Annotated in this window: 11 protein-coding genes; 10 read left to right on the plus strand and 1 reads right to left on the minus strand. The window is 64.4% G+C overall.

What is annotated here, in order from left to right; genetic code table 11:
- Nucleotides 1–84 precede the first annotated feature (84 nt).
- The 10 genes from AC5FRW_RS15510 (at nucleotide 85) to AC5FRW_RS15555 (ending at nucleotide 9236) form a co-directional block, all read left to right on the plus strand.
- Complete coding sequence (locus tag AC5FRW_RS15510) at nucleotides 85–1824, plus strand: glutamate--tRNA ligase (RefSeq protein ID WP_493569370.1); 1740 nt, start codon at nucleotides 85–87, stop codon at nucleotides 1822–1824.
- A 47-nt stretch (nucleotides 1825–1871) separates the two neighbouring features.
- Entirely contained in the window at nucleotides 1872–2018 is a 147-nt protein-coding gene (locus AC5FRW_RS15515) for a hypothetical protein (protein ID WP_493569371.1), read from the plus strand.
- A gap of 59 nt (nucleotides 2019–2077) precedes the next feature.
- Nucleotides 2078–2320: a hypothetical protein gene (locus tag AC5FRW_RS15520; protein ID WP_493569372.1), complete on the plus strand. Its 243-nt coding sequence runs from the start codon at nucleotides 2078–2080 to the stop codon at nucleotides 2318–2320.
- Nucleotides 2310–3197, plus strand: coding sequence for an alpha/beta fold hydrolase (locus tag AC5FRW_RS15525; protein ID WP_493569373.1), 888 nt, complete (start codon nucleotides 2310–2312; stop codon nucleotides 3195–3197). Before AC5FRW_RS15520 ends, AC5FRW_RS15525 begins: the two co-directional genes overlap by 11 nt.
- Nucleotides 3198–3254: 57 nt before the next feature.
- A complete protein-coding gene (locus tag AC5FRW_RS15530; RefSeq protein ID WP_493569374.1) occupies nucleotides 3255–3584 on the plus strand; it encodes a 4Fe-4S dicluster domain-containing protein in 330 nt (109 codons plus the stop codon).
- A gap of 216 nt (nucleotides 3585–3800) precedes the next feature.
- Nucleotides 3801–4664, plus strand: coding sequence for an electron transfer flavoprotein subunit beta/FixA family protein (locus AC5FRW_RS15535; protein WP_493569375.1), 864 nt, complete (start codon nucleotides 3801–3803; stop codon nucleotides 4662–4664).
- Nucleotides 4665–4666: 2 nt separating this feature from the next.
- Nucleotides 4667–6355, plus strand: coding sequence for an electron transfer flavoprotein subunit alpha/FixB family protein (locus AC5FRW_RS15540; protein WP_493569376.1), 1689 nt, complete (start codon nucleotides 4667–4669; stop codon nucleotides 6353–6355).
- Entirely contained in the window at nucleotides 6348–8009 is a 1662-nt protein-coding gene (locus AC5FRW_RS15545) for an FAD-dependent monooxygenase (RefSeq protein WP_493569377.1), read from the plus strand. The genes AC5FRW_RS15540 and AC5FRW_RS15545 overlap by 8 nt, the downstream gene beginning before the upstream one ends.
- A 12-nt stretch (nucleotides 8010–8021) precedes the next feature.
- Nucleotides 8022–8414 (plus strand): DUF8055 family protein, encoded by a 393-nt coding sequence (locus tag AC5FRW_RS15550; RefSeq protein ID WP_493569378.1) that lies wholly within the window; start codon nucleotides 8022–8024, stop codon nucleotides 8412–8414.
- 90 nt (nucleotides 8415–8504) lie between these two features.
- Nucleotides 8505–9236, plus strand: coding sequence for a GNAT family N-acetyltransferase (locus AC5FRW_RS15555; RefSeq protein WP_493569379.1), 732 nt, complete (start codon nucleotides 8505–8507; stop codon nucleotides 9234–9236).
- A 13-nt stretch (nucleotides 9237–9249) separates the two neighbouring features.
- Here the strand turns inward: AC5FRW_RS15555 and AC5FRW_RS15560 are convergent.
- Nucleotides 9250–9485 (minus strand): transposase family protein (locus AC5FRW_RS15560; RefSeq protein WP_493569380.1); only part of this gene is annotated, 236 nt, incomplete at its 5' end.

Below are 9485 nucleotides of genomic sequence, written 5' to 3' on the forward strand. Positions count from 1 at the left end.
CGTATCGATGCCGTTGGAAATAACGGTGGTGGGGTGGCGGTCGGTTCCGACGTAATTTTGACCCCGCCCCGCCGACGTGCGTGCATGGACGACGATCTACGCGCCCGCGTCGAGGACGCCGCAGAACAGGCGGCGCTGACGAACGCGGTCAAGCACGACAGCGAGGCACAGGTCGGGGCGATCATGGGGCCGTTGATGGGCGAGAACCCCGACTTCCGGGAGTACGGCGACGAGATACCCGGCGTCATCGCACCGGTGATCGACCGGGTCAACGGGATGGACACCGACGAGCGGCGGGAACGACTCGCCGAACTCGCGCCCGAAGTCCTCGAAGACCTCGAAAGCGAGGACGAAGAAGACGAGCAGCCACTGCCCGACCTTCCGAACGTCTCCGACTACGACCAGATTCGGATGCGTCTCGCCCCGAATCCAAACGGTCCGTGGCACCTCGGCAGCGCCCGGATGCCCGCCGTCATCGGCACGTACAAGGAGATGTACGACGGCTGGATGCTGTGTCGCTTCGACGACACTGACCCCGAAACCAAGCGCCCTGATCTGGACGCCTACGACGAGATTCTGGACGCCATCGACTATCTGGGCTTCGAACCCGACGAGGTCATCAAGGCAAGCGACCGCGTCGAGACCTACTACGAGTACGCCAGCGAACTCATCGAGAAGGGCGGGGCGTACACCTGTTCGTGCCCGCAAGGTGAGTTCTCCGACATGAAAAACAGCGGCGAGGCCTGCCCACATCGCGAGAAGGACGTCGAGCAGGTCCACGCCGAGTTCGGTGCGATGGTCGACGGCGAGTACGAGAGCGGCGAGATGGTGCTGCGGATCAAGACCGACATCGAGCACAAGAACCCCGCGCTGCGCGACTGGGTCGCCTTCCGCATGATCGACACGCCCCACCCCCGTGAGGAAGCAAGTGAGTATCGCTGCTGGCCGATGCTCGACTTCCAGAGTGGACTCGACGACCACCTCAAGGACGTGACCCACATCATCCGCGGGATCGACCTGCAGGACTCGGCCAAGCGCCAGCAGTTCCTGTACGACTACTTCGACTGGGAGTACCCGGAAGTGCTGCACTGGGGCCACGTCCAGATCGACGCCTACGACGTGCCGATGTCGACCTCGACGATCATCGAGCAGATCGAGACCGGCGAACTGACCGGGTGGGACGACCCGCGTGCGCCGACCATCGCCAGCCTCCGCCGTCGCGGCATCCGCGGCGCGGCCATCGTCGACGCGATGACCGGACTGGGGACCTCCACGTCGAACGTCGACCTCGCGATGTCGTCGATCTACGCCAACAACCGCGAACTGATCGACGACGAATCGGACCGCGCCTTCTTCGTCCGCGACAGCGAGGCGACTGGGGGCATCGTCGAGTCGCAGGTGTTCGGTGGTCCCGAGGTCGGCGAACCGCTCGTCCACCCCGACCACGAGGACCGGGGCCGGCGCGAAATTCCGATCAGCAACGCCGTCGTCGTCGAGGGCGACGACCTCCCGCCCCACGGCGACCGGGTCTGGCTGAAGGGCTTTGGCTGCGTGCGCCACACGCGCGACGCCCTGGAGTACACCGGCGACGACCTCGACGTGGTCAAAGAGGGCGACGTGGACGTGATCCACTGGGCACCCGCGGACGGCCCGAGTATCCGAATGCGAACGATGAAGGGTGACGTGACCGGGATCGCCGAACCCGGCGTCGCCGACTACGACCGCGACGACGTGGTCCAGTTCGAGCGCGTCGGCTTCGCCCGGATCGACGCCGTCGACGGCGAGGGCGACGAGGACGTACGCGCGTACTACGCCCACCCGTAACGGTTCGCGCCACCACGCTTTTCCCTCGCCCGCTGTGGGGACCAGATATGGACCCGATGCCAGGCGGTGAGTGCCAGCCCAGCGACGAATCCGACGGCAGCGACGACCGGACGTGTGATCGCTGCGGTCGCGACCTAGAGTGGACGCTCGACCCGGACGGCGTCCAGCGACGTGAATGTCCTCACTGCGAGTAGGGCGGCGTCCGACGGGCGTCTGACTGACCCTTTTGTGAAGCGATAGCAAAGACCGTCTCATGACTGGGCCAGCGCTCTTGCTCGCCGCAGAGCACGCCGATCCGCAGGTCGCCGCCCGCGAGGCACGCCGACGCCTCGACTCGACGAGAACGCCAGCGAACGACGAGCGCCTCGTCGCCGCCGTCGTCTCGGAGGGGTTCGACGAAGGGGTCGCTCGCGACGCGGTCGCCACGCTGTCGACCGACGACGACCCGACGCGCTCTTGTGCGAGCGGAGCCGACCTTGCGGCAAGTGACGACTGACACGCCCAACCGAGCAGTCCATCGCGACATCGACTTTCACGAGACACCCGAGCGCACGCTGTCGCTCGACGTGTACGAGTCCGCCGACGGCGGGCCACGGCCGACGATCGTCCTCCTATACGGCGGCGCGTTCCACTCGGGTGAGAAGACCCAGTTGGCAGCGCAGGCCAGTACGCTCGCCGACGAGGGGTACACCGTCGTCACCCCGGAGTATCGTCTCTCGGATGTGGCGACGTTCCCGGCCGCGCTGATCGACGCGAAGGCGGCCGTCGAGTGGTGTCGAACCGAGGGCGACGGCTACGGGATCGATCCGCGCCGGATCGCGACCGTCGGCCATTCGGCCGGGGCGAACCTCGCGACGCTGGTCTCGGTGACGGCCGACGAACCGGGCTTCGAACCCGAAGTGTATCCGGGCGTCTCCTCGGCCGTGCAAGCGACCGTCGGCTGGGCGGGCATCTACGACTTCAGGTGTTTCGACGCTGACCCCGACAGCCACGTCGACTACCTCGGCGGGACCCGGGAGGCAGTCCCGGCGGCCTACGATTTCGCGTCGCCGATGGGACAGACCGACGTGGACACGCCGCCGACGCTCGTCGTTCACGGCGACGCCGACGAGACCCTCCCCATCGAACAGGCCAGCAGATACGCCGATTCCGTCGACGCGCTCGCGACCAGTGAGTTCGTCGTCGTCGAAGACGGCACACACCAGTTTCCACACGAGCGTCTCGACTGGACGGTCGAGGAGACCACTCGATTCCTCTCGACACACCTCGGTGCTGGCGGACCAAACGGGACGGGGCTGGACGCTGATGGGCCGACGGATGTTGGCCCGGGAGAACTCGGAGAACCGCCCCGCGGCGACCGGATCGGTCGGTGAGCCATCGGCCGCCCAATCAAAAACTTAAGTAGATGCCAATGGTGGTGTTAGATACCAATGGCCATAGATCCCGAGTTCGAGAAGAACCGCGACGTGGTGGACGAACACGACGGCCACAAGGTGTGGGGTCCCGTCGAGGAACCGGAGACGCTTGGCATCCACGGCACGCACGTCGCCGTGGACTTCGACATCTGTCTGGCCGACGGCGCGTGTCTGGAGGACTGTCCGGTCGACGTGTTCGAGTGGGTCGACACGCCGGACCACCCCGAGAGTGAGATCAAGGCCGATCCGGCCCACGAGGACCAGTGTATCGACTGTATGCTGTGTGTCGACGTTTGTCCCGTCGACGCGATCGATGTCGATCCCGGCCGCGCCGGTCGTCTCTGATACGGATTCTTGTAGCGGTTTACCGGAGATCGTCTACCCCCTGGCGACGCTCAGTGGTACGCAACTACAATAAACCGTATGAGCTCTCTCACTTCTGCTGGTGTGTCGTCTCCACGAGAGACTGTGTGGACCGCCGAGACACCTGTCATCTAAAAATTAACCACAAAAGACTATTACGTACCCGTGGGTGTGGTTCTCACACGAGAGATGACAGCTATGCACACAGTCGTTCTGACCAAGGGCGTCCCCGACTTCCGAGAGGGGCAGGTGTCCTTCGACGAGGACGGGCACCTCGAACGGGGGAAGACACCGACGGTGATGAATCCAAACGACAAACACGCGCTCCGTGCCGCCTTGCAGACCAAGGTCCGCAACGGTGGGACGGTGTCACTGATGAGCATGGGGCCGCCGGGCTACAGGGAGGTCCTGCAGGAGGGGATGGCCGACGTGTACGCCGACGACCTCTATCTCCTCTCGGACCGTGAGATGGGGGCGGCCGACACGTGGGCGACGGCGATGACCGTCGCCACCGGCATCCAGAAACTCGACACGGAGCCAGATCTGCTCTTTGCGGGCTTCAAGACCGCAGACGGGGAAACCGGACACACCGGTCCCCAGACGTGCTGGTGTCTGGACATGCCGATGATCACTCACGTCGTCGCACTCGATATCGACGAGGACGAAGAGACAGTCCGGGCAAAGCGACTCGTGGAGGGCGACATCGAGGAGATCGAGACCGTCGAGACCGAACTGCCCGCGTTCATCGTCGCCGATCCCGAGTTCGAGCCGACCTATCGGAAGGCCGGTCACCGACTCCGCTGGAAGGACCTGCGGGCCGAGACGCAGGAACGCGCCGCGAACCTCGATCTGGAGGCGGACGTAACAGTGTGGAACCACGAAGACCTGAACCTCGACCCCGACTACATCGGTCTCGATGGCTCGCCGACCATCGTCGCCGGTGTCGACCCGATCCCGAAAGCCCCCTCAGAACGTGAGGCGACGATGGTCGACGGCGTCGACGACGAGGCGGGGATGGAACAGGTGTTCGACGAACTCGACGCGTACGCGGCAGGTGACTGATCATGCCCGAAATCGACCCCACAGAACACGAGATCGCGGCACTCGGACCGAAGATCAAGGACATCGAGGACCCAGACGAGATCGAGGCGATGCTGGACCTGGAGGCGGCGGGCGAGGATCGAGTCCCAGTGAAGACCCTCCTTGAGGATCGACTGGAGAAACTAACAGCGGCGGACGAGGCAGTCGATCCCAGCGAGGTCGACCTCTCTGACCTGACCGTCGCCGACGTGGCGAACCTCGTCCGGGACATCGACGATGCCGACGTATTGGGCGAGATGCTCGAACGGGAGAAAGACGGGCAGGACCGCAAGACGGCCAAGAGCCAGATCGAGAGCCGGATCGAAGCCGTCGAAGGCAGCGACGAGGCGGCAGGCGAGCCAGTCGAGTACGTCCCGCCCGAGGAGAAACATCCCGACCTCGATCACCCGACCAACGAGAAGCAGTGGGTCGAGGGGACCAGTGGCGGCACCTACCGAGATATGTGGGTCTACTGCGAGACCCAGCGCGGTGAACTGATCGACGTATCCCGCGAGATGCTCGGGAAGGCCCGACAGCTGATGGACGACTACAACGCCGACCCGAACGGCGAGCGCGGCGTCGCAGACGACGATTCGTCGGGCCACTACGGCGGCGACGAGAACGGCAACGAGGAGAACGTCGTCGCCGTCCTGATCGGTGACGCCGTCCGTGATCTCACCGACGAGGTGATCGAACTCGGGGCCGACCGCGTCGTCTATCACGAGGACGAGCGCCTCGAACGCTTCCGACACAAGCCCTACACGGAAATCTTCTGTGCGATGTGTCGGGACGCCGACTTCGAGTGGTTCGACTACCACGAGCCACGCTACACGCTGTTCCCGGCGACGAACAACGGCCGAGACCTCTCGGCACTGGTCCAGGGGGAACTCGACTCCGGGCTGGCATCGGACTGCTCGGGGCTGTACATCGAATCGGCGATGATCTCGAACCCCGCAAAGACCGGATCGGCCGGCGACAGCAAGGAGTTCGAGCGCATCCTGCACATGAAACGGCCCGACTTCTCGGGCTTCGAGTACTCGACGATCCTCTGTATCGACAAGCCCCACCGTGACTTCCACCCGCAGGGTGGTTCCGTGATCCCCGGGAGCTTCGAGATTCCCGAGGCCGATCCAGCGCGTGAGGGCGAGGTCGTCGAACACGAGATGGAACTGGACGATGCGTGGTTCTACACCGACGTGACCGACTACGACCAGCTAGACGAAGGCGTCGACCTGACCGGCCACGACGTGGTCGTCGCGATGGGGCGTGGCATCGGCGACGACCCCACCCGGGGGATCGAACTCGGTCTCGATCTGGTCAGCGCCTTCGACGACGCCGCCTTCGGTCTCTCCCGTGGCGTGATCACGTCGTCGTACAGCTTCGACGGCCACGTCGAGCAGTACATCGGCGAGGATCGTCAGATCGGCGAGTCCGGCCAGGTTGTCGAACCCGACATCTACGTCGCCGCGGGTATCTCCGGGGCGATCCAGCACAAGGTCGGGATGGACGAGTCCGACACGATCATCGCGATCAACACGGACCCGGAAGCGGACATCCGAAAGTTCTCGGACTACTTCATCGAGGGCGATCTGTTCGAGGTAGTGCCCCGTCTCACCGAGGCCCTGGAGACGGGTGAACTGGCGACGGTGATGCAGGAGGTCAGCGATGACTGAACACGAACACTACGAGGCTATCGTCGTCGGCTGTGGTCCCGGCGGCGCAGCGGCGGCGGCAACGCTCGCGAACAGCGGCATCGAGACGCTCGTCCTCGAACGCGGCGTCGATGCCGGCTCGAAGAACGTTTCGGGCGGACTGATCTACGCCGAGGAGTCCGCCCCCTACACCATCGACGACCTGTTCCCCGACTTCCGTGAGGAAGCCACGGAGCGGCCGGCGACGGAGAACTACATCCACAACATCGCCGGCCAGCAGGTCGCGAGCTTCGACATCTCCGATCTGCACCACCACGACACCGACTGGGCCGACGCCGTCCTCCGGCGGAAGATGGACTCGTGGCTCGGCGAGCGCGTCCACGAGATGACCCGCGAGACTGGCGGGGGCCTCCTGACAGAGGTCCGCGTGACCGGTCTCTTGCGCGAGCACGGCGAGATCGTCGGCGTCGAGTGTGCGGAACTCGATCCCATCGAGGCAGACCTGATCGTCGCCGCCGACGGCGTCAACTCCGAACTGGCCCGCGACGCCGGCCTGATGGACTGGGAGGAACCCGAAGAGTGGTTCCAGGGCGTTAAAGCGGTCGTCGACATGCCCCCCGAGGTGATCAACGAACGGTTCGATATCGACGACGACGAGGGCGTCGCACACCTGTTCTCCGGGGACCTGTTCGATGGCGTCCGTGGCGGTGGCTTCCTCTACACGAACGAGGACTCCCTGTCGATCGGGACCGTCTTCCACCTCGATTCGATCGCCGACGAGCGCGCCGAACCCCAGGAACTGCTCGACAATCTGCTCACCCATCCCCTGCTGGCACAGTGGCTCGGCGACGAGTACGACGAACGCGAGTACTCGGCGAAGCTGGTCCCCGATTCGAAGAAGGCGGCTCATCCGTCCCCGCACAAGGATCGGCTCGTCCTCGTCGGCGACGCGGCCGGCCAGATGCAGGCACAGGGACCGATCATCAAGGGGATGAACCACGCGGTGACTGCCGGTGCGCTCGCCGCCGAGGCGTTCGCGACCGCGAAGTCCAGAGGCGATCCCCACAGCGCAGGCGAGTTCTACGAACAGAAACTGAACGACGAAGGCGTGATGGACAAGCTAAGGCCCGCCAGCTACCGGACCCTCGGGCGCCTCGGCGAGACCGGTCCGATCGCCTCGCTGACCGACGCCATCGCCGACTCCGCCGTCGGTCGGTTCGCGATCAACGCACTCGGCGAGGGGACCATGGAGCGACTCTTCTCCTCGCCGCACCTGATGGCGATGATGCCCGACACGCGCACACCCTACGTGACGATTCCGACGATCATCGCCGAGGAGCTGGGTGACCCGATCACCGACGAGAACACCGTCCAGCCGCCGGCACTCGACGACCGGATCGGGGACCTGACCTACGACGTGGGCGACCCCCACATCGAGTTGGTAGACAACGACTTCGCCGCCTCTGGCACGGCCGTGACGGCCTGTCCGGTCAGTGCGATGGACTTCGGCGGCGGCTGTTACCGCGACGAACACGTCCAGACGAACGGCCACGAGGAACATCTGGTGAGTCTCGACACCCAGCCCTGTGTCGAGTGTGGCACCTGTGCCGTCGTCGCAGAGACACACTGGGAACACCCCGACGGCGGCAAAGGCGTCGAGTACAGACAGGGGTAGATCGGTGTGACGATGACCGGGACCGATCTCACAGAAACCGACCCATCGGCCGGATACGGCGAGCGAATCGAACGACTCGCCGAAGCGGCCGCCACGGCCAGCGAAGCGGACGCGCCGGTCCCGCCGGACGACGACCGGGCGATGGAACTCTGCCGGCAGGGACTTGGACCAACCGTGACGCTGTACTGCGAGGCGCGTACCGGGGGGTCGATGGTCCGCTTTACACAGCGCGAATTCGACCTGCTGCAGGACGCGCTCAACGACTGGCTCGTCGCCTACGCGGCCTGTTACGGGGTCGAGATCGATGCCGACTACACCATCCGAAAGGCCGCCGAACTCCTCGTCGAAACCCACAACATCCGTGACGTGGCCCAGTTGCTGACCGACGTGCCCGAACGCTGGTAAGTATCACGTAGCGTCGACTCGATCGATCGACGTTCTCGACAGGTAATAACCTGATAAATCATTAAGTATAGTGACGTGGTATCGTCCCACATGGAACTAACAGAGCCACTGCAGTTCGACCACAAAGACCGAAAAGACATCTACGAGTACGTCGAGCGCCACGGATCGGTCACAGCCGAGGAGCTTCGAACGGCACTCCACATGGAACCGCGGCCGTTCGGACATCACGTGGCGATACTCAAACGCAACGGCACGCTCAAAGCACACGACGACGAACTCCGCATCGCGTACGAGGACTCCGAAGAAGAGGAGTTCTCGGCACAGGACGTGGACTTTACCATCCGGCAGGCCCGACAGGAAGACCTGACGGGACTGGTCGGTGCGATCAGACAGGCCATCGGCGCCAAGACCTACGTCGACGCCGAGACGGTCGCCGACGTGGTCGACAACGAGGGCGTGCTCCTGCGACACAACGAACTCGAATCGCGCATCTTCTTCGTCGCCTGCGTCAACGACGAGGTCGTCGGCTGGGTCCACCTCAAGCACCCGGAGATCGACAAACTGAACCACACCGCAGAGTTGACGCTTGGCGTCCTCAAGCAGTATCGCCAGCGTGGTATCGGCAGTCACCTCCTCGAACGCGGTCTGGAGTGGGCCGCCCAGCACGGCTACGAACGGATCTACAACTCCGTTCCCGCGACCAACGAGGAGGGGATCGCGTTTCTCGAAGCCCACGGCTGGGCGGTCGAAGCCGTTCGCGAGGATCACTACAAACTCGAAGGGGAGTACATCGACGAAGTGATGCTGGCGACGGAACTCTGACATCCTCCCACGGCTAAAGCCGTGGGGTTCCCCCACTGGGGGTTGAACCCACGGATACGGAGAGGTTCGCAGGTTCGTCGTCACGTTGGACGATGACCTGCGTTTCGGGCTGTGCCAGTACAGCCCCCGCCTCGGACAGCGGTTTCGAGAACTTGCCCAAGGCTCGTTTGCCGATGTTGAGCGCACCGTTCTTGTCCGCGTTGTCGTCCAGCCCACACTCGGGACACTCAAAGCGTCCCTGCGTCGCTC

The sequence above is a fragment of the Halomicrobium sp. HArcht3-1 genome (genome assembly GCF_058933345.1).

Bases quoted from the DNA above. Each gene is read 5' to 3' on its own strand.
- AC5FRW_RS15510 (WP_493569370.1), top strand. From the start codon at position 85: ATGGACGACGATCTACGCGCCCGCGTCGAGGACGCCGCAGAACAGGCG.
- AC5FRW_RS15515 (WP_493569371.1), top strand. From the start codon at position 1,872: ATGGACCCGATGCCAGGCGGTGAGTGCCAGCCCAGCGACGAATCCGAC.
- AC5FRW_RS15520 (WP_493569372.1), top strand. From the start codon at position 2,078: ATGACTGGGCCAGCGCTCTTGCTCGCCGCAGAGCACGCCGATCCGCAG.
- AC5FRW_RS15530 (WP_493569374.1), top strand. From the start codon at position 3,255: ATGGCCATAGATCCCGAGTTCGAGAAGAACCGCGACGTGGTGGACGAA.
- AC5FRW_RS15535 (WP_493569375.1), top strand. From the start codon at position 3,801: ATGCACACAGTCGTTCTGACCAAGGGCGTCCCCGACTTCCGAGAGGGG.
- AC5FRW_RS15540 (WP_493569376.1), top strand. From the start codon at position 4,667: ATGCCCGAAATCGACCCCACAGAACACGAGATCGCGGCACTCGGACCG.
- AC5FRW_RS15545 (WP_493569377.1), top strand. From the start codon at position 6,348: ATGACTGAACACGAACACTACGAGGCTATCGTCGTCGGCTGTGGTCCC.
- AC5FRW_RS15550 (WP_493569378.1), top strand. From the start codon at position 8,022: ATGACCGGGACCGATCTCACAGAAACCGACCCATCGGCCGGATACGGC.
- AC5FRW_RS15555 (WP_493569379.1), top strand. From the start codon at position 8,505: ATGGAACTAACAGAGCCACTGCAGTTCGACCACAAAGACCGAAAAGAC.